Below are 18,085 nucleotides of genomic sequence, written 5' to 3' on the forward strand. Positions count from 1 at the left end.
AAGATTTCTATGTCAGCAATTACCAGAATTCTACCAAAACGTCGTCTTAGCCGCTGGGTCGGTCACTTTATGCACTGGAAGGGCCCTTCTTTGTGGGCACGCCTGTCTATCCGGGGCTTTGCGTGGCTTTATAACATCGATCTGGCCGAGGCGGAAAAGTCCTATGACCAATATCCCTCCATTGGTGAATTCTTCGTTCGCCGCTTAAAAACCGGCATTCGCCCTGTGGGCACCGGTTGGGCGGTTCATCCGGCTGACAGTAAAATCACGCAGGCCGCTGCCATTGATAACGGCACTTTAATTCAGGCCAAGGGTCTGACTTACAAGCTGAAGGACTTCACGCAAGATCCGGACTGCGATAAGAAATGGGCCGGCGGCTTCTTTATGACCTACTATCTTTGCCCGACGGACTATCACCGTGTGCATTCTCCGGTGGATGGAAACATCACCGATGTTCGTTATATGCCAGGTGAATTGTGGCCGGTGAATGAGTGGAGCACAACGAACGTTCCGGATCTGTTCTCCGTGAACGAACGCGTTCTGGTGGAGATTGAAACGGATCTGGGGCCTGTGGGTGTGGTCTTTGTTGGCGCCACCAACGTGGGTCACATTGTGCTGAGCTTTGATGAAAAAATCCGCGGAAATCAAAAAGGCCCTCATATCTTTGAGCACAAACACTACAGCCCCGAGATCCCGGTACACAAAGGATCTGAGCTGGGTATGTTCCGCATGGGTTCCACCGTGGTGATGTTGTATCCTCCGAGCTTCCGTCAGAAGTTTGAAGGTCACATGAATCTGGGGCCATCCGTGCGCGTGAATGCCGATCTGATCAAAAATCCATAAATTGGATCACGGGCATTTTTGAAAATTACGACAGGTTTTAGAGGAGGTGTTTTGTACCTCCTCTTTTGTTAGAAGTCTGCGACGGTTGTCGAAATGATATTGAACGGTGTTTTTAAACACCTCGCGCGACCAGGGTAAAATCGGCTTTGCCGCATCAGGATGGCCGCGAACATCCCATTCCCGGTAGGGGCCACCGACCCAGTGGAACATTTTTTCCGGATCCCAGAAATTTAGAACAATGTGCTCTTCGTGCGTGGATGCCCAGGGACGGTCTTGGCCGCGCAGATATCCCAGGAAGCTGATGCGGGCCCGTTCTTGTTTCACGCTCAATAGCTCCAAGGGGATGCGCAGTTTTCGCTGCCAGGCTTTGCGCAGGTTTTCAGAATCCAGCCCCAGAATGCGCAGGAAGCTTACGGCAAAAGCCGAACATCCGGCACCTTGCCCCAGCAGTGGATCTGATCTTAATCCGCCGTAGATATTGATCAGCCCCGTGGTGTGATAAAGATCCACATAACGGCGCAAACGGGCGCATTGATCTGAAGTCAGAATCAGTCGGAATTGTCGGGCGTAACCTTTTTCAATCAGCGGTTTTAGCCAGGACAGAATTTCTTGTTCCGAGTAGCTGCGCCCGGTCTGATTGATCAGCATGGTGTCCAGGGAAACCCCCTTCACCAGAAAGTCCCACAGATAGGCACCGTTGGATTTAATCGACGTCATGCCCCGGTAAACAGGTCTTTCCCGGCCACATTGCAGTCGGATGTTCACGTGGGAAATCGGATGGGGATAATCTTTTCCGTCGACTTTGGCGTTGAGGTTTCTGGTCATGCTGCGCACCAGGCGTCCCGGACTTTGCCAGTTCAAAGGTTCTGGCGCGCGATAAATCAGCAGATCCAGATGATCCGCGAAGCTTTGGGGTGGAAAAAGGAGCAAAAGAAAAATCAGAAGTCCCTGCATGGGGCCCAGTATTTCATGGGGTTCATTTGCAGGGACAGAGGCGTGCTTAAATTACAGGGTAAGAGCACTCGGTGGCCGGGGTTTCAGCCACTGTGACTTTCACCAGCGTTGGCAGAAACGGGCGGGCTTTGTCATACAGCCATTTTGCCAAAAGTTCGGAAGTCGGGTTTTCAAGTCCTGGAACTTCGTTCAAAACGCGATGATCAATCTGGTCTAACAGGGGCTTCATCAGGGCCTGGATGTCGTTGTAATCGATCACCCAGCCAATTTTGGGATCAAGGTCACCCACCAGAGTCAGGATCAGTTTAAAGCTGTGCCCGTGCATACGAGAGCATGGATGGCTTGCCGGCAGGTGAGGCAGGAATCGCGCCGATTCAATTTGAAAATGCTGTTTCAGTTCGAATTTCATGCTAATACTATAGTCATTCCGAGGTGAGTATGTCCACGACCACATTGCATTTGGCAAAACAAAATTTCAAGTTCTCTGCCGCGCACTTTCTGATCTTTGATGAAACACACGCGGAGCGCCTGCACGGACATAACTATCAGGTGAAAGTCGACATCAAAACGCCTTCCGAAGAAGAACTGCATTCTGACGGTTACTTCCTTGATTTCAATGTATTTAAAAAATACATCAAGGCCCGTTTGGATCAATGGGACGAGATGGTGCTGTTGCCAGAAAAGCAAAAAGACATGAAATTCAAAAAAAACGGCCCGTCACTGGAAGTGACTTTCCGCGAGCGGTTTTATGCTTTCCCCGCCAATGAAGTCACCCTGCTGTCAGTGACCAACACCAGCGTGGAACAATTGTCCCGCCTGCTGGCAGAAGAATTCTTTGCTGAGTTCAAAAAGTATGGCGTGAAAAGTGTGCGCGTTTATGTTGCGGAAACCGCAGGGCAGGGCGCCTCCACGGTCGTGCCATCTAGGGCTTAAGTTTGCCGCTGGAAACTTCAGAGGCTGACAGTTCGCGCACCACGCGATAGCGCCAGAAGCAGATACGTCCGCCTTCATTAAGTTTTTGCTCCAGACGCTCTTCGGTCAATTCAGGACTGCCATCGCAATCGATATGCGCAAAGTCCGCAAAGGCATCCACACGGTTCACCGACCATGAATAAGGGGCCTTGTCGCGGGAAAGAAACGCACGGTTGAATCCGCCATTTCCCAGTTCAATTCCAGCCACCACGATTTTTTCCAAATTCGGGTTGCGAATCTGCTCACGAGCTGTGGCGATGGTTTCAGGTTTATCCAGAGCAATCACAAAGGCTTCATCAGCTTGCGGATCTTTGGTTGAAACCAGGAAGTAAGTTTTGGTGGTATCCGCCGGCAATGTCACAGGTTTTAACGCCACCGACGGGCTGACCTGTTCGCCCGAGCCGTTGTCATAACTAAGCACCGAATGCAGGCGTTCTGCTCCTTGGACTTCAATACGGGCCACGGTTTGATTCAAGTTCCACTTGAATGCTGATGTATCATAATACTTCTCAAGTGTGATTTCCTTTTCGCCAATTACGGCGCCCAGGCGGTTGAAGGCTTTCAGGCGAACAGAGTTTGGTTTCAAGTAAAGGTTCAACAAGTGAAGCTTCACACTTTGCACGGAAGACGGCAGCCAGTGTGTGACTTCCGGTGAAGTGGTGTCAGTTAAAGGAGTGCTAAAAGAATCATCGCAAACACTTGAAACTTGAACGACATTTTTATTCCAGGCTTTAAGGGAAAAAGCCTGGGCTTCCGGCAAGAAGCTGGTGCCGCGGATTTTGATCTGGGATTTGGCCTCCAGGTCGTGATGACGTTCATCGATTTCAGCGCCATAGCGCACCTGGGTCCACACGCGCTGGGGTTCGTTGGTTTTGTTGGTTACAAACAGGGTCAGGTGCTCTGGAGCGCACAGCGAGGGGCTGTAGAATACCTGCGAGGCTCCGGCCGTGAAGGAGGTTGTCAGGATCAAGCTGCCAATACCGATTGAAGTCTTAATACCAAAATCCATATAGACTTCGGATCGGTAGGCTGGTTTTGAACTTAACCAAAGGTCCTAAAAACCAGACTTAGGCCCCGATAAAGTGAGGTATTTTTAGACTCATTTTCAATTGGCTTTCAATGGTTCAAGGGGCCGTCAAAGGACTTCCCTTTAGCTCCTAGACCCCTTAACTAACCATATCGTCAGGGGAAAACATGAATTTACACGACATGACAATCAAGTCGGGACAGTCCGTAGAAATCACCGGTTTTGCTGGTGAGGATGTTTTGCGTGAACGTCTGCACGAAATGGGTTTAAGAGTCGGCTCTATCATCACTATTTTGGGGAAAGCTCCGTTTGGCGGTCCCTTGCTGATTCGTTTCAACACAAGTTTCCTGGCTTTGCGAAAAGAGGAGGCGTCATGCGCGCTGGTGATGCTGAAGTAAAAGTTGCTGATAAATGTGTGGCCCTTGTTGGCGCACCGAACTCTGGTAAGACTACGCTTTACAATTGGCTGACGGGGTCCCGTTTCAAGACTGTGAACTATCCGGGGGCCACCGTTGAGTTCTCTTTGGGGCATCTGGCGTCTCATCTGGGGGTGGGTCTTCAGGCTATGGATACGCCGGGGACTTACAGTCTGCATCCCAAAAGCGCGGACGAGTGGGTGACTCTTCGCTCGATTTACGAAAACCCGAAAGTGGATAAAATCGATGGCATCATTGTGGTGGTGGACGGCACTCAGTTGTCCCGTCACCTGCAACTGGTGATGCAGATGAAAGAAACCGGTTTCCCGATGATGGTGGTTGTGACCATGTCGGATCTTTTGCGCCGTGAAGGTGTTCATCTGGATGTGGCTTATCTGGAAAAAACCTTCGGCTGTCCGGTATTGAACTTTGATGGACTGCTGGCCGGTGGCTTGCTTGAGATTGTGGCGGAGGCAAAAAAACTGGGTTCTTCCCAAAAGCCTTCACGCCCCGTGCCGTGGAGTTTTGCCCAGCAGGAAGAAAAACTGAAAGAGTGCGAGCGCATTGCGCAGGAAGCTCTTCAGCATAAAACAGATCATGCGCAAGAGCGTCTGAATCGTATTGTGGCGACAACTGAAAAGCTGGATCGGGTTCTTCTGCATCCGTGGTTTGGAATTTTGTTCTTTATTCTGATCATGGGCGGTCTGTTTGCCAGTGTCTTCTGGTTGGCGACGCCGTTCATGGATTTGATCGACGGCTGGTTTACAAGTGTTGCGGAAACTGTGGCGAACTGGGGACCGGGCACACTGTGGGCGGATTTCCTGGCTAACGGCGTGGTGACCAGCTTTGCCGCATTCATGGTCTTTGTGCCGCAGATTTTCATTTTGTTTGTGGCTATTGGTTTGCTTGAAAGCACCGGGTATCTGGCGCGTGCGGCAACTTTGATTGATCGTCCGTTCTCGGCCCTGGGGATGAGTGGTCGTTCGTTTGTTCCTTTGCTGTCAGGCTTTGCCTGTGCGGTGCCGGCGATTATAGCCACCCGTAACATCCCATCCACCAAAGACCGCCTGATCACGGCCTTTGTGGTGCCTCTGATGAGCTGTTCGGCGCGTCTGCCGGTGTATGCTTTGTGTATTGCGTTCTTGTTCCATGGTGAATCGGCGCTGTATGCCGGTCTTGCGATGGCGGGACTTTATCTGGGTTCTATCGTGGTCGGAGCCCTGGCGGCAGGTATCATCAGTAAATTCATCCCGCGCACGGAACCGTCTTTCTTTATGATGGAACTGCCCATTTATCGCAGACCGAAGGTGCGAGTGATCTTGCGTCAGGCATGGACGCGCACTTTGTCATATGTGAAGCGTGCAGGTCCGATCATCTTTACCTTCGCAGTGATTATCTGGGTGGGGACAACCTTCCCGAATTACCAGACTGAAGACGCTCATCAAAAGCTGGAAGAAAGCTACGTGGGACGTGCTGGTAAGTTCATCGAACCCGTGGTGCAGCCGATGGGTGTGGACTGGCGCGTGGGTGTGGGCTTGATTTCAGCCTTTGCCGCACGAGAGGTGTTTGTGTCTTCTATGGCGGTGACATTCAATATTACCGACACCGATGAAGATTCCCAGCAGCAGGCTTTGTTGACCCAGATGAGCAGTGCCACCAATGCCGCCGGTGAAAAGATCTTCACGGTCAGTTCGGTTATTGGTCTTATGATCTTCTTCCTGATTGCCCTGCAGTGTATGTCCACGGTGGGTGTGCAGATTCGTGAATCCGGTTCCTGGAAGTTTGCGATGATGCAACTGGTGGTCTTTAACGTCGCAGCCTACGTTTTGGTTGTGGTGGTCGTACAGTCTCTGAGATTCCTGGGCGTTCCTTAACGGACGCCCTTCATCAAATCTTTGTACAATTTAAGTGTCTGCTCTTGGGTGCTTTGCCAGCGGTGCTGGTGCAGGGTCCAAACGCGGGCTTTTTTGCCCTGTTCACGGGCCATTTCTGGATTCTGTATATAAAACTTCAAAGCCTGAGCAAGACTCTTTGGATCTTTGGGTTGTACCAGATAGCCGCGTTCATTTTTGCCGACCTGTTCGGTTGTTCCGCCGGCATCAGTGCCAATCACAGGCTTTTCCATCAGCATGGCATCCAGAACGCTCAACGAGTATGTTTCGTTGTAGGAAGCCAGGATAAACACGTCCAGGGCATCAATGTACGGGATGTAGTCGCGTTGGAAAGGAATGCGATGCAGGTGTCCTTTCAGGCGCGGTTCCTGCTGTTTTTGCTCAATCCAGTTTTTTAATTCCAGTGATTGCGCCTCATAGGTCACCTGACCGTTGCTGTCGCGGCTTTCAATCGTGGGGTCACCCACGATCACCATATGAATCTTTTGAACTTCGTCATCAGTCAGGTGATCCAATGCTTCGACCAGTTCTCGAACGCCCTTGCCAGCGTCCAGGCGGCACAAAGTTCCAAAGGCAAGCTCGGCAGGTTTAAAACCCAGCTTTTCACGCAAGGCCAGTCGGCCTTCGGGGTGCGGGTTGAACTCTTCTGTTTTTCGCCCGTAGCGCATCAAGGTCAGTTTGGATGGTGCAATCGGGAAGTTCTTGCGAGCTTCGCTTAAAACAAATTCCGAAGACGAACACAAAGCATCGACTTTGGAAAACATCCAGCGATGGAACAAGTCATTCTTCGCCGGGGCGTTCATGTACAGATTATATACGTGCTTGGGTGTGGATGAATTCCAGCGCGCCAGTACGCAAGCCCACATGTCCAGACGGGTGTGGGACTGCAGGTGAGTGATTCCGTTTTCGCGCACAATCTTGCGAATCAAACGGGCTTCCTGCAGTTTGGAGATTTTTTTCTCGGGGAAAGTGATGACTTCCACCGAGGTTTTCTTTAGCTCTTCGGCCACACGTGAGTGGGCCGAGCACAGCACACGCTGATTCAGGCCGGTTTCAGCCAGCTTCTGAATCAGTTCGGTCGTGTAAATTTCAAGCCCGCCCCAGCTTAGGGACTGGATGCAATGAAGAACCTTTATTTCGCCCATAGGGATTTAAAGTGCTCAATGGTCTTGCCAAGGCCTTCTTCTTCAAAACGCACGGTCGGATTCCATCCCAGTTCTTTCTGTGCTTTGGAATAGTTGATCGCATAGCGGAAATCATGCCCCTTACGATCGGTCACAAAACTCAACAAAGACTCTGGCTTGCCCAGGTGTTTTAGAATTATCTTGGCAACATCCAGGTTCTGGCGTTCCGAGTTTCCACCCAGATTATAGACCTCGCCGGCTTTGCCTTTGGTGAAGGCCAGCCATACACCTTCGTTGTGGTCATCCACATAGATCCAGTCGCGGATGTTCATGCCCGTGCCATAGATAGGCAATTTTTCGTTGGCCAAAGCACGTTTGATCATCAGCGGGATGAATTTTTCTTCCACCTGGTAAGGACCATAGTTGTTGGAGCAGCGAGTGATTACGACTGGCATTTTATAGGTTTCAAAGAACGCACGGCACATCAGATCCGCACTGGCTTTGGAAGCGCTGTACGGGCTGTTCGGGGAAATTGGAGTTTCTTCCGTAAAGGCCGGATCTTCCATTTGCAAAGTGCCATAGACTTCGTCAGTGGAAACTTGCAGGTATTTGAAGGCCGGGTTCTCTTCAAAAAGATTCAAGCTTTCTTTAAGAAGATTCAAAGTGCCCAGAACATTCGTTTCAACGAAGATGTTCGGGTTTTCAATCGAGCGATCCACGTGGGATTCGGCCGCAAAATTCAAAACTCCGCTGAAGTTGTATTTCTGGAACAGTTCGTGAACCAGCTTGGTGTCACGGATGTCGCCTTTAACAAAAGTCAGGTGCTTGTGTGCATCCAGTTCGGGCTGAATGTTTTCCAGGCGGCCGGCATAAGTCAAAGCATCCAGAATGACAAAGTCATACTGAGCCTTGATGCTGTCGCGGCAGGTGATGGTCTTGATAAAGTTGGATCCGATAAAGCCGGCACAACCGGTCAGCAGAACAGTCTGTTTCATGAACTAGATTTCCTCAGTGATGATTTTTTCAAGGTAACTGCGGTAAGAGCATTTCGGCAGATCAGCCGTGATCTTTTGCAGTTGGTCCAGAGTGATGAATTTCATGCGGTAAGCGACCTCTTCCAGGCAGGCCACTTTCATGCCCTGACGTTCTTCGATGGCGCCAATGAATGAAGCCGCATCCAGAAGTGAACGTGGAGTGCCCGTGTCCAGCCATGCCAGGCCACGATACATCATTTCCACTCCCAGAGTGTCTTCATTGTGATAGCTCAGGATCAGGTCCACGATCTCAGTTTCACCACGCGGGGAGGGCTTCAGGGCTTTTGCACGTTTAGCCACAGTTTTGTCAAACAGGTACAGGCCCGGGATGGCGTACTGGGATTTTGGAGCTTTGGGCTTTTCTTCGATGGATTTAACTTTTTTGGTGTTCTTGTCGAACTCAACCACGCCATAAGCAGAAGGATCCGCCACATAGTAGGCAAACACACGGCCATTCAGGCCACCAGCTTTTTCTTTCTGGGCCTTGATTGCATCGCGGAAGAAGGTCAGGTCGCCATAGAACAGATTGTCCCCCAGCATCAGGCAGACATCGTCGTTCCCGATAAAGTCTTCACCCAGCACAAAGGCTTCCGGCAGACCATTGGGCTTTTCCTGAACCACATATGAAAGTTTGATGCCGAATTGGGAGCCATCACCCAAAAGTTTTTTAAACAAAGGCTGATCGTCCGGGGATGTGATAAGCAGAATGTCTTTGATTCCGCCCAACATCAGAATGCTCAGCGGATAATAGATCATCGGCTTGTCATAGATGGACTGAAGCTGTTTGGTCATGACCCGGGTCATTGGGTAAAGGCGAGAACCGGCTCCGCCGGCAAGAATGATACCCTTCATTTATTTCCCCTTAAAAAATTTATTAACTTCGTCCAGGACGAACTGAGCATCCGCCGCTGTCATGTCCGCCCACAAAGGCAGTCGCAGCAAACGGGCTGAGTGATCATCAGTGACAGCCATGCTGCCGCTGACTTTGCCGTATTTCAAACCCGCCGGAGCAGAATGCAAAGGCACATAATGGAATGTGGACTGGATTCCGGCTTCTTTCAGGTGGGTCCATAGCTCAATGCGCGTCTGCATAGTAGGTAGCAGGAAATAGAAGATATGCGCGTTGGCTTTGGCCTCCGCAGGCACGGTCATGCGCTGGACTTTGCCAGCAGCTTCCAGATCCGCCATGCCGGCATAGTACTGCTTCCAGATCGCCATACGGCGGGCCGTGATTTTTTCGCCCTCTTCCAGTTGGGACAAAAGAAAAGCAGCTGAAAGCTCGGACAGCAGATAGGAAGACCCTTTGTCCTGCCAGGTGTATTTGTCGACTTGGCCGTTCAGGAATTGCTGGCGATTGGTCCCCTTGTCGCGCACGATTTCAGCGCGCGCCACCAGACGGGGATCGTTGATGGTCAAGGCACCGCCTTCGCCGCAGACGATATTTTTGGTTTCATGGAAGCTGAAAGCGGCCATATGGCCCCAAGCTCCCAAGGCTTTGCCCTTGTAGGAAGCAAAGATGCCCTGAGCCGCGTCTTCAACCACCCAGATGTTGTTCTTGTTCGCAAGGTCCATGATTTTGTCCATCTCGCAGCCCACGCCGGCATAGTGAACCGGCATGATCACGCGTGTGCGGGCGGTGATGGCTTTGGCAATGGCATCGACATCGATGTTCATGGTCTTGGGGTCCACGTCGACAAAAACCGGGATGGCGCCATACAGGGCGACAACGTTGGCAGTGGAAGTGAAAGTGAAAGATGGCAGGATGACTTCATCGCCCGGACCGATATCGGCCAAAACCATGGCCATTTCCAGAGCCGAGGTGCAAGACGGGGTGATGACGGTCATCAAGGTTGGAAGGTTCTTGTTGAACCATTCCGTGCATTTTTTATTGAACTGACCTTCTCCACTGAGTTTTTTGTTGGAGATGGCTTGAGAAATGTACTTCTCTTCGTTCGAGCTTTTAGGCGGTAGATTGAATGGAATTTTCATGCTCCCCCATAGTAGCGCAAGCACCAAAGGGGAGCAAAGAATTAAAAGCCGTCGGTGGTGCCTACTTTGCCACGGGGCTCGTCATCATCAAACGGGATGACGGAGCTGCTCTGTGACTTTTTCTCCACGCGCGGAGTCGGGACAGCGGACTTGGTTGTTTTCTTCGCAAACGGAATGACCTTTTTGTCGGCAGAAGGGCGGGCCGGAGCCGCTGCTTTTGCGACAGGGACTTCGTGCTGGCCGGATCCTTGGATCACTTCATTCAGGCTGAAGACCATGCCCTGCATTTGCTGGGCTTGAGCACTGATTTCCTCCGAGGAGGCCGCGATTTCTTCCGAGGAGGCTGCGTTGGCCTGGGCCCCTTGATCCAGCTGGTTCATGGCTTTGCTGATCTGTTGGATGCCGGTGGTTTGCTCAGAGCTTGCCGCCGCAATTTCATTGTTCAGATCGGCCACCTTTTTCACCGAGGTGACGATGGTCTGCAAAACTTCTCCAGAGCGGTCGGCGATTTGCGAGCCACGATCGACTTTTTCAACGCTGTCTTTGATCAAAACGTTGATGTCTTTAGCGGCACTTGCGGAGCGTTGCGCCAGCGCGCGAACTGCCTCAGCTACCACAGCAAAGCCCTTGCCTTGTTCACCGGCGCGAGCGGCTTCGACAGCCGCGTTCAGCGCCAGAAGGTTGGTCTGGAAGGCGATATCGTCAATCACGCTGATGATTTCCTCGATCTTTTTTCGAGGACTGGGAAATATCGTTCATGGATGAAATCAGCATTGTGATTTCATTCTGACCTTGTTCTGCCGAGTCTTTGGAAGACTGTGACAGCGTTGCGGCTTGTTTTGCGTTGTCCGAATTCATTTTCACCATCGAGGACATTTCTTCCAAAGAGGCGACGGTTTCTTCCAGGGACGCTGCGGCCTCGGTCGAGGACTGGGACAGTGTTTGGCCTGCGGCCGTCAACTGGGTGATCGCGCCGGAAACCTGTTGACCAGCTTCAGAAAGACCTGTGGCAATCGCGCTGACGGTGTTGGAAACGCGATAAGCGATCCACATTAAAATACCGAACACCAAGGTGGCACAAAGAGCGGAGATCAGCATCAGCAATTGTGTCTGAAACTTGCGTTCCTCTTGTTGTAGCTTGTCATTCGCAATCGAGATCTCGCGGTAAAGCTTCATGTTGGCGGCGATGGCGTCCTGGTAGGCGATGGCCATCACATGCCATTCACCACCGTTCATTGCGGTGTGAACTTGTTTGTTGGCGACAGCATTATTTTGATCAAGCAGATAGATCATCTGTTCTGTTAACTTATAGAAGGAGTCTTTGATGGACTTGGGTTTTTCCCAGTTTTTGGCTTCTTCTGGAGTGAACTTGGTGGAAGCATAAACTTCTTCGAACTTTTTAAACTCATCAAAGGCACTGCGCGCGCGTTTAATGAAACTTTCGCGGGACTTCTGGTCTTCATCATTGGCCAGGGCGGCCCAGATAAAGTAGCCAATACGCGCTCGCTGCATACCCAACTGACCCAAGGCATCCATATTTGGAACGACTTCTGTGTAGGCGCCTGTCAGCATGGTCCCAAGGCTGTTCATGGAACGCCAAGAAATGGTAGTGAGGACAGCGAATGCTATCACTGGCAAGATTGCAGAGAACAACAAACGCCCGCGCAAACCGCGGAACCAAGATGAGGACGAATTCATGAACGACTCCTTAAATATGGAAAAACTATGCAGGATTCTGATCGTCAAATTCATTGCGGTTCTTTAATCAAAAGAGCTTGTTGTAATGCAGGACTAAGGTGCAGTGCTTCATAACTTATTTAAATGTTTGAGTTTGTCCGCATCATGTTGATACGCTTTTTGAACGTCTAGACTCAAGGAGGGGAAAGTCATGACAAAAACGACACTACGTCGTGCGTTAGCCGGTGTTGCATTGGTTGCAACTGTAGGCTTCACACACCAAACAGCGACTACGGAATCTGCGACACTATGCTCCGGATTCGTTCCAGAGAACAATTTGTACATCCCAGAAGGTGTTTTCACCGTGGGTGGTATCACAGAACAACAATTCAACCAGGTTTTGGACCGTCTTGAAAGATTGTTCGCCAAGGACGTTGAAGCGATGGGGGATCGCTTGAAAATCAACCGTCTGTGGAGCGACGGGACTGTTAATGCTTCTGCGCAAAGATCCGGCAACACGCAAGTGTTGAACATGTACGGTGGTTTGGCTCGTCACCCGGCGACAAACATCGAAGGCTTCGCTTTGGTGGCTTGTCATGAGTTCGGTCACCACAACGGTGGCGCTCCAAAAATGCAAAGCTGGTTCGGTGGCGCCTGGGCGACCAACGAAGGTGGCTCTGACTACTACGCTTCTTTGAAGTGTTTGCGTCGTTTCTTTGCTGAAGACGACAACGCCGCGATCCTGAAGGATCTGCAATTGGATCCAACAGCTGAAGCCGCTTGTACGGCTCAGTTCCCGGATGAACAAGATCGCCTGATCTGCCTAAGAACTTCTTTGGCTGGTCAATCTGTGGCGAACCTGTTCCAGGCTTTACGTAAAGAAACTTCCGCTCCAACATTCGGTACGCCGGATAAGAACGTGGTTTCCCGCACAGACGACAGACACCCAGCGACTCAGTGCCGTTTGGACACTTACTTCGCAGGTATGTTGTGTGTGGCTAAAGAAAGCGAAAAGCTAAGCAATTCTGATTATAAGTCAGGTTCTTGCTATGCTCCTCGCGATACAGCGGGTGTGCGTCCTCGTTGCTGGTTTGCTCCAACCAACTAGGATTTTCGACATTTCCTAAAAAACCAAAAAGGCCGGGGACTCCCGGCCTTTTTTTTATTGTGTGTCAGCACGAAGCCCTGGCCAGATTTGCGCCGTTGGTCCCTGAGGCGATAGGCTTCGTTCATGTCCCGAAAAAAGCTGGTCCCGCTTCTTATTATCTGCGTTCTTCTGTTACTGGCTTATCTCATCAAAGCTTTTGTTTTTTCCCGTGAGTTTGCGTATGCCGGCACCGTGGAGGTCACCAAGGTGGATATTCCGGCGCGGGTGTCCTCGGTGATCTCTGATTTTCCGGTGAAAGAGGGACAGATCGTGGCCCAAGGGCAGTCGGTAGTGACGCTGGACTGTGAAGAGATCCGTCTGGGTTATGATCTGGCCCGCAAAAACTATGACCGGGCTGTGGCACTTTATCGCAGTGGCAGTATCGCTCAGGACAGTTACGATCAGATTAAAAATAAAAAAGACGAAATTGAAACCCGTTTCAAGTGGTGTGAAGTGACTTCCCCCATTAAAGGGACGGTGCTGACCACTTACTTTGAACCCGGGGAAATGGTTTTGCCAGGGGCAAAACTTTTGACCGTGGGGGATTTGGATGAAGTTCATGCATACTTCTATCTGCCTCATGACCGCATCGCCCTTCTTAGAATGAATCAGAAAGTCACCGCACATCTTCCAGAAATGGATGACAAGGAATTTGAAGGAGTTGTGGCCTATATCAACCCCGAGGCCGAGTTCACTCCGAAGAATGTGCAAACCCGCGATGAACGGACGCGCCTGGTGTACGCCGTGAAGATTCGTTTTGCAAACAGCGAAGGCATTCTTAAGCCCGGAATGACCCTGGAGTGGATGGCGGAGGACTGATGTCTGGCTCCATCTCCATCGAGGTTCGGGATCTCGTTAAAAAGTTGCGCACGACAGAGGCCCTGAAGGGATTGAGCATGAATTTTTCTGCCGGGGTGATTCACGGGGTGATCGGACCGGAGGGGGCTGGAAAGACCACATTTTTGCGGCATCTTATGGGGCTTCTTAAAGCTGACGGGGGGGCGATCCGTTTCATCAGTGAAGGAAAGAAGACCGAGTTTTCCCAATTGCGTGAACGCATTGCCTATATGCCCCAGACTCAAAGCCTTTATCCAGAGCTGAGTGTTCATGAGCACCTGGAATTTTTCCGGACGCTATTTCGTTTGCCTGACCAGGAATACAAAACCCGCAGGGAAAAGCTTTTGCGAATGGCCCGGCTGGAAGAATTCACCGATCGCCTGGCCTCGCAGCTTTCCGGCGGGATGTACAAAAAGCTTGGCTTGATTTGTTCTTTGCTGGCTTCTCCGCAGGTTCTGCTGCTGGATGAACCCACCAACGGGGTTGACCCCTTAAGTCGCCGTGACTTCTGGGAGCTGTTGTATGAACTGGTCAAGGGCGAGGATGTTCTGATTCTGGTCACGACCTCGTACATGGATGAGGCGTTGAAGTGCGAAGTGGTTCATCTTTTGTTTGATGGGAAATCCCTGCTTGAAGGACCGCCGTCTGAAATACTGCGCCAGAAAAATTGCCGCACATTTGATGAGGTCTTTTTGCAATACGATGCCCAGAGTGATCTTCAGGAGGCTCTGTGAACAGCGTCGAGGTTCGGGATCTTTCCGTGAAGTTTGGAGACTACTATGCGGTGAAGAATATTTCCTTCACCGTCCGGCGCGGGGAGATCTTTGGATTTCTGGGGGCCAATGGGGCGGGTAAGACCACCACCATCCGGGTGCTGTGCGGCTTGTTGTTGCCCAGTCATGGTGAAACCAGGGTCTGTGGACTGGATGTGCAGCAAAACTCTTTCGCGGTGAAAAAGAAGGTTGGCTATATGTCGCAGAAATTCACCTTGTATGATGATATGACCGTGGCCGAAAACTTTTCATTCACCGGTTCTTTGCGCAAGATTGCAGATGCGCGGTTGAAGGAACAAAAAGACCGTCTGTTGCAGTTCATCCATTTTAGGGCTTCAGAAAACACCCTGGTAAAAGATCTGCCGGGTGGAATCAAACAGCAGGTCAGTCTGGTCTCGGCTCTCTTGCATGATCCCGAGATTGTTTTCCTGGATGAACCCACGGCGGGTGTCAGTCCCGCCTACCGCCAGCGCTTCTGGTCCCTGATTCAGGAGCTGGCCACCTCTGGAAAGACCGTGTTTGTGACCACTCACTATATGGACGAGGCGGAACGCTGTCAGCGCATTGCCTTGATGCGCTCCGGAGAGTTGATTGCCCTGGAAGCCCCGGAGGGTCTGAAAAGAAAGAACTTCCCGGATCGTGATCCCCGTGATGTCAGTCTGGAGGAGGTCTTTATCGCAGAGGTGGAGGGGCAATGAAACTTCGGGCGATAATGGCCATTGCACAAAAAGAGGTTTTTCACATTGTGCGCGACCCTTTCACATTGGCTTTGGCGCTGGGAATGCCGGTGATCATGGTTTTGTTTTTTGGATTTGCCATCGAATTCAATATGGAGCGGATTTCGCTGGCGGTGCATGATTCCAGCAAGACTCAGAACTCGTGGCTTTTGCAAAGGATCTTTACCAGTTCCGGGTACTTTCGTTCACACGCGGTGTTTAGTCCCGCTGAAGCCCAGCAGGCCTTGGATGAGGGGCGTGCGCATGCCGCCTTGTTGATTCCACCAGGCTATGCGCGGGATTTGAAACCGTTTCAGGAAAGTGCGGTGCAGATTCTGGTGGATGGAGCTGACAATTCATCGGCGGGCTCCATTCTGGGGTATCTGGGAGGCATTCAAAAAAGTGCGAACCGGGCCGAGTTTGGAGCCTTCCGTGAACCGATAGAACTTAAGACGCGTTTTTTGTTTAATCCGGAACTTAACAGCCGCTGGTTTGTGGTGCCGGGTCTGGCGGCGGCAATCATCGCGATTCTTTCCATTTTGCTGACGGCACTGACTGTGGCGCGGGAATGGGAAAATGGCTCGATGGAACTATTGCTTTCCACGCCGGTCAGTCCCGTGGAAATCATTCTGGGAAAACTTCTGCCTTATTCACTGATGGGCCTTGTGGCGGTGCTTTTTGTTTTCCTGATGTCGCAAGTGGTGTTTTCGGTGCCCTTTCGCGGGAATTTTCTGTTGTATCTGCTGGCGTGTTTGATTTTTCTTTCCACTTATCTGGCGCAGGGTTTGTTGATTTCAGTCATCACCCGCAAGCAGCAGATGAGCATGCAGTTTGCGATGCTTTCAGGGTTGCTGCCAACAATTCTGCTGTCGGGATTTATTTTTCCGGTCGAGCACATGCCGAAGTTTTTCTTTTATTTTACCATGCTTTTACCGGCCCGGTGGTTCATTGAAATCAGCCGGGCGTTGTTTTTACAAGGGGCCGGTTTCTTCAGCATCCTGCCATCATTTCTGGCCTTGTGCGGGTTGTTTGTTTTGATGATCACTCTGGCGACAAAAAAGTTTAAACGGGATGTGGAGCCTTGAAGACGCTGCTGGGTTTTATTAAAAAAGAATTTCGGCAAACCTTGCGTGACCCACGAATGCGCATTCTGCTTTTTCTGGCCCCTTGTGTGCAACTGACGATTTTTGGTGTGGCCTTATCCACAGAGGCCAATAACATCCGGCTGAGTCTGGTGGGGGCTCCGAACGATTCTTCGCTGCAGGAGTTGCATCGTAAAGCTCTGGCGTCGGGGTGGTTTGTTCCTGCAAAACCCAGCTTGAGTGATCCCTATGAACAGATTCAAAAAGGGCAGGCTGATGCTGTTTTGATTGCGCCCACAGGAGGTCTGGATCGGGCCTTGGGGCGTAAAGAGGGGGAAGTGCAGCTTTTGATCAACGCGACCAATGTCACCCGCGCGCAGGGCATTGAGCGCTATATGGGAAGTATTTTGCGATCGTTGCATCCACAGGATCCGCCGCTGCAGTTTGATGTGCGTGTGCTTTATAATCCCGCAATGCGCTCGGCGCTGTTTTTGGTGCCGGGGGTGATGAGCATGCTGGTGTGCCTGATCACAATTTTGCTGACCAGCATGTCTATCGCCAAGGAAAAGGAGCTGGGCACTTTTGAAACCTTGATTTCCGCCCCGGTGTCGCCTGAGGAAGTGATTCTGGGTAAGACGGTCCCTTTTGTGCTTTTGGGTTTAAGTAACATTCCGCTGATTGTGGGGGTGGCGGTGGTGTTGTTTGGTATGCCCATGCGCGGAAGTCTTTGGATGTTGCTGTTGGCGGCTGTCGCGTTTGTGTGTTGCACCGTGGGAATTGGGCTGTTCATATCGACCGTCGCAAAAAATCAGCAGCAGTCAATGATGGGCGGATTTTTGTATCTGTTTCCATCGGTGCTGCTGTCGGGAATGGTCTTTCCGGTTGAAAATATGCCCTGGGCGCTGCGGATTTTTTCTTATATCAATCCGCTGACTTATTTCATTGAACTCTTGCGAAACATAATGCTTAAGGGCGGGGACCTGCGCCTGATCGCGGTGAATGTTCTGATACTTGTGGCGATGGCTGTCCTGGCCATCACCGCAAGCTGGCGCCGGTTTAAAACGACGCTGTCATAGGATGTTGTCCAGCGCCCGGCTGTGGCCGTGACAGGGTCGACAGGCGCTCTAGATCCAACTCGATCACATCCAGCGTGCCGTAGCTGTCTGCGCGCAAGTGGATTGAAATGTGATAAAGATCATCCGAGGTGCGTTTCATGATCATGACTTCACCGTACCCATAAGAGTCGCGTTCGAATGCCGCGTAGACATCGCCTTTTTCGCAGTACCGGCTGTGGGGGTGGTTGCGGGTTGAAACAGGCAGGCCAAAGGATCGTACATATTCTTGTTGTCCCTCCCAGCGTGAGAAGTACAGGGCGGTGGCATCACTCATCGGATGCACGGTCATCTGCGAATATTCACACAGGGATTCGTGGGGTTTGGCCCCCAGGTTTTCGCAGGAAAGGACGCGGTAAGTTCCTTCCATGTTGGTGAAGAGAGACGCGCTTGCAGGCAGAGTTGCAACGAGGAAGGGCAGTGTCCAGATCCAAAGCTTGAGCATAGGGGGTCTCCTAAAATATGTTTAGGGCCCTTTTATGTGATTGAA

20 protein-coding genes are annotated in these 18,085 nt (G+C 51.2%); 10 read left to right on the plus strand and 10 right to left on the minus strand.

Annotated elements, in window-relative coordinates; translation table 11 throughout:
• The first annotated feature begins 9 nt into the window (after positions 1-9).
• Complete coding sequence (asd, locus tag BD_RS08460) at positions 10-843, plus strand: archaetidylserine decarboxylase (protein WP_231839333.1); 834 nt, start codon at positions 10-12, stop codon at positions 841-843.
• 6 nt (positions 844-849) lie between these two features.
• Here asd and BD_RS08465 read toward each other — a convergent pair whose 3' ends face one another.
• Positions 850-1,773 carry a hypothetical protein gene (locus tag BD_RS08465; protein WP_231839334.1) on the minus strand — a complete coding sequence of 308 codons (924 nt, stop codon included), beginning with the start codon at positions 1,771-1,773 and terminating at the stop codon, positions 850-852.
• 70 nt (positions 1,774-1,843) lie between these two features.
• Positions 1,844-2,206: a 6-carboxytetrahydropterin synthase QueD gene (queD, locus tag BD_RS08470; RefSeq protein WP_038449129.1), complete on the minus strand. Its 363-nt coding sequence runs from the start codon at positions 2,204-2,206 to the stop codon at positions 1,844-1,846.
• Positions 2,207-2,235: 29 nt separating this feature from the next.
• Here queD and BD_RS08475 point away from each other — a divergent pair, with 29 nt between their 5' ends.
• Positions 2,236-2,730 carry a 6-pyruvoyl trahydropterin synthase family protein gene (locus BD_RS08475; protein WP_041583529.1) on the plus strand — a complete coding sequence of 165 codons (495 nt, stop codon included), beginning with the start codon at positions 2,236-2,238 and terminating at the stop codon, positions 2,728-2,730.
• Here the strand turns inward: BD_RS08475 and BD_RS08480 are convergent.
• Positions 2,720-3,778 (minus strand): BP74-related protein, encoded by a 1,059-nt coding sequence (locus tag BD_RS08480; RefSeq protein ID WP_011164320.1) that lies wholly within the window; start codon positions 3,776-3,778, stop codon positions 2,720-2,722. The two genes, BD_RS08475 and BD_RS08480, sit on opposite strands and share 11 nt — an antisense overlap.
• A gap of 185 nt (positions 3,779-3,963) precedes the next feature.
• Between BD_RS08480 and BD_RS08485 the strand changes: the two genes are divergently transcribed.
• Positions 3,964-4,194 (plus strand): FeoA family protein, encoded by a 231-nt coding sequence (locus BD_RS08485; RefSeq protein WP_011164321.1) that lies wholly within the window; start codon positions 3,964-3,966, stop codon positions 4,192-4,194.
• Positions 4,170-6,086, plus strand: coding sequence for a ferrous iron transporter B (gene feoB / locus BD_RS08490; RefSeq protein ID WP_011164322.1), 1,917 nt, complete (start codon positions 4,170-4,172; stop codon positions 6,084-6,086). Before BD_RS08485 ends, feoB begins: the two co-directional genes overlap by 25 nt.
• On the opposite strand, the gene BD_RS08495 is transcribed toward feoB, so the two are convergent.
• From BD_RS08495 to BD_RS18470, 6 genes are read right to left on the minus strand one after another with little or no spacing between them, the layout of a single operon-like run.
• Positions 6,083-7,249 (minus strand): glycosyltransferase family 4 protein, encoded by a 1,167-nt coding sequence (locus BD_RS08495; protein WP_011164323.1) that lies wholly within the window; start codon positions 7,247-7,249, stop codon positions 6,083-6,085. The two genes, feoB and BD_RS08495, sit on opposite strands and share 4 nt — an antisense overlap.
• Entirely contained in the window at positions 7,237-8,223 is a 987-nt protein-coding gene (rfbB, locus tag BD_RS08500; RefSeq protein ID WP_011164324.1) for a dTDP-glucose 4,6-dehydratase, read from the minus strand. The genes BD_RS08495 and rfbB overlap by 13 nt, the downstream gene beginning before the upstream one ends.
• Positions 8,224-8,226: 3 nt before the next feature.
• The gene (gene rfbA, locus BD_RS08505) at positions 8,227-9,114 is read right to left on the minus strand and encodes a glucose-1-phosphate thymidylyltransferase RfbA (RefSeq protein ID WP_011164325.1); all 888 of its coding nucleotides are present in this window, start codon (positions 9,112-9,114) and stop codon (positions 8,227-8,229) included.
• Positions 9,115-10,251 carry a dTDP-4-amino-4,6-dideoxygalactose transaminase gene (gene rffA / locus BD_RS08510; protein ID WP_011164326.1) on the minus strand — a complete coding sequence of 379 codons (1,137 nt, stop codon included), beginning with the start codon at positions 10,249-10,251 and terminating at the stop codon, positions 9,115-9,117.
• Between the two features lie 41 nt (positions 10,252-10,292).
• The gene (locus BD_RS18465; RefSeq protein WP_011164327.1) at positions 10,293-10,961 is read right to left on the minus strand and encodes a methyl-accepting chemotaxis protein; all 669 of its coding nucleotides are present in this window, start codon (positions 10,959-10,961) and stop codon (positions 10,293-10,295) included.
• Positions 10,954-11,949 carry an MCP four helix bundle domain-containing protein gene (locus tag BD_RS18470; protein ID WP_330935308.1) on the minus strand — a complete coding sequence of 332 codons (996 nt, stop codon included), beginning with the start codon at positions 11,947-11,949 and terminating at the stop codon, positions 10,954-10,956. Before BD_RS18470 ends, BD_RS18465 begins: the two co-directional genes overlap by 8 nt.
• Positions 11,950-12,139: 190 nt before the next feature.
• Between BD_RS18470 and BD_RS08520 the strand changes: the two genes are divergently transcribed.
• The 6 genes from BD_RS08520 to BD_RS08545 all read left to right on the plus strand — a co-directional run bounded on the left by BD_RS08520 (position 12,140) and on the right by BD_RS08545 (position 17,559).
• Complete coding sequence (locus tag BD_RS08520) at positions 12,140-13,036, plus strand: hypothetical protein (protein ID WP_011164329.1); 897 nt, start codon at positions 12,140-12,142, stop codon at positions 13,034-13,036.
• Positions 13,037-13,159: 123 nt separating this feature from the next.
• Positions 13,160-13,894: an efflux RND transporter periplasmic adaptor subunit gene (locus BD_RS08525; protein WP_080558997.1), complete on the plus strand. Its 735-nt coding sequence runs from the start codon at positions 13,160-13,162 to the stop codon at positions 13,892-13,894.
• The gene (locus BD_RS08530) at positions 13,894-14,646 is read left to right on the plus strand and encodes an ABC transporter ATP-binding protein (RefSeq protein ID WP_011164331.1); all 753 of its coding nucleotides are present in this window, start codon (positions 13,894-13,896) and stop codon (positions 14,644-14,646) included. Before BD_RS08525 ends, BD_RS08530 begins: the two co-directional genes overlap by 1 nt.
• The gene (locus BD_RS08535; RefSeq protein ID WP_011164332.1) at positions 14,643-15,383 is read left to right on the plus strand and encodes an ABC transporter ATP-binding protein; all 741 of its coding nucleotides are present in this window, start codon (positions 14,643-14,645) and stop codon (positions 15,381-15,383) included. The genes BD_RS08530 and BD_RS08535 overlap by 4 nt, the downstream gene beginning before the upstream one ends.
• Positions 15,380-16,486 carry an ABC transporter permease gene (locus tag BD_RS08540; protein ID WP_011164333.1) on the plus strand — a complete coding sequence of 369 codons (1,107 nt, stop codon included), beginning with the start codon at positions 15,380-15,382 and terminating at the stop codon, positions 16,484-16,486. The genes BD_RS08535 and BD_RS08540 overlap by 4 nt, the downstream gene beginning before the upstream one ends.
• Positions 16,483-17,559, plus strand: a complete 1,077-nt coding sequence (locus tag BD_RS08545) for an ABC transporter permease (protein WP_011164334.1) — start codon at positions 16,483-16,485, stop codon at positions 17,557-17,559. The genes BD_RS08540 and BD_RS08545 overlap by 4 nt, the downstream gene beginning before the upstream one ends.
• On the opposite strand, the gene BD_RS08550 is transcribed toward BD_RS08545, so the two are convergent.
• The gene (locus BD_RS08550) at positions 17,540-18,040 is read right to left on the minus strand and encodes a hypothetical protein (RefSeq protein WP_011164335.1); all 501 of its coding nucleotides are present in this window, start codon (positions 18,038-18,040) and stop codon (positions 17,540-17,542) included. The genes BD_RS08545 and BD_RS08550 overlap by 20 nt on opposite strands.
• Positions 18,041-18,085: the final 45 nt, after the last annotated feature.

It is taken from the genome of Bdellovibrio bacteriovorus HD100 (assembly GCF_000196175.1).
Taxonomy (GTDB): Bacteria; Bdellovibrionota; Bdellovibrionia; order Bdellovibrionales; family Bdellovibrionaceae; genus Bdellovibrio; species Bdellovibrio bacteriovorus.